Origin of the sequence: Moritella viscosa, from assembly GCF_900120065.1 — a bacterium.
In the GTDB taxonomy this organism is placed as follows: Bacteria; Pseudomonadota; Gammaproteobacteria; order Enterobacterales; family Moritellaceae; genus Moritella; species Moritella viscosa.
On record NZ_FPLG01000042.1, the window covers coordinates 1 to 1,010 of the forward strand.

Genomic DNA, 1,010 nt, shown 5'->3' on the forward strand with positions numbered 1-1,010 from the left:
TAAGGCGATGATAAAGATCTTCATCCATATTCAAACGACGAAATAAGGGATGGTCTGTACCATCTGTTCCAAACGTTTCTGTCAGTCCTTCGATTAGGTTGGCTGACATTTGAGCAAGATATTCAGCGATCCCTTCGTCCTGTAACATCTGTACGAAATTATCCTCTTGTGACAAGGTCACTTGTGTCAACATCTTTGTTGGAATAGCATAAAGGAGGTTGCTACCTAAGGGAGATACCGGATTGAATTTCTCTGGATGAAAGGCATGCACAATATCATCTAAACCTGCGTTGGCTAATCGCTTCGTTATTTCGGGCCGCAACTGTACAATCGCCTCGATCAGTTCTTGTTGCGTGTCTGGATCAAGGCGTGAACGTAAGCCTCTGCGCACCATGATATCATCGGTACCCATCGCTTCAACTAACTGGAACCACCAGTCTTTGATCTCATCACATGATTGAAATCCTGCCATTTTGGGGGCGACCCATTCTGATTCGAATGGGTCGACACTGTTACCAGCGCGCGCAGATTCTTGTCGCCAATCAGCTATATCAACTGAAATATCTGCACTAAGGACAGGCTCTAGATTAAATGGCATGAATAGGTTTTCACCGAGCGTCCCTTGGAAAATATAAGGTTTTGAACTGGCATATCCTATACGGTTGGCAACAACTGTTTGATGCAAATCATTTATCTCATGCCCAGCAATCTGCACTGAGCCTCTTTGTGGGATAACTTCGCGTGTGAGTACATCTGCAAACGCGAGTGCTGAAGCTTCATTATTAGTCTGGATTGCAACGCGCGCGCCTTGTGGAATGGTCAAGTTAATATCTTCTAGAACCGAATGCCCATCTTTATCGCGTACAGTTACATTCTTGAGTTTGATGTCGCCTCTAAGGCTGGTAAGCGTATCAGGCTCGCCATCAAATAAAGCGTCTTTAACTAGTGTATTTGGCGCAAAGCGTTCGATCACCACTTCCCAACGGAGAGCCATATCTTGGGTCTGGTTG

General features: G+C 45.2%; 1 pseudogene. It reads right to left on the reverse strand.

Annotated elements, in window-relative coordinates:
• A pseudogene (locus tag BT797_RS07085) lies at positions 1–994 on the reverse strand (ABC transporter ATP-binding protein); the annotation flags it as partial.
• Between the last annotated feature and the right edge of the window lie 16 nt (positions 995–1,010).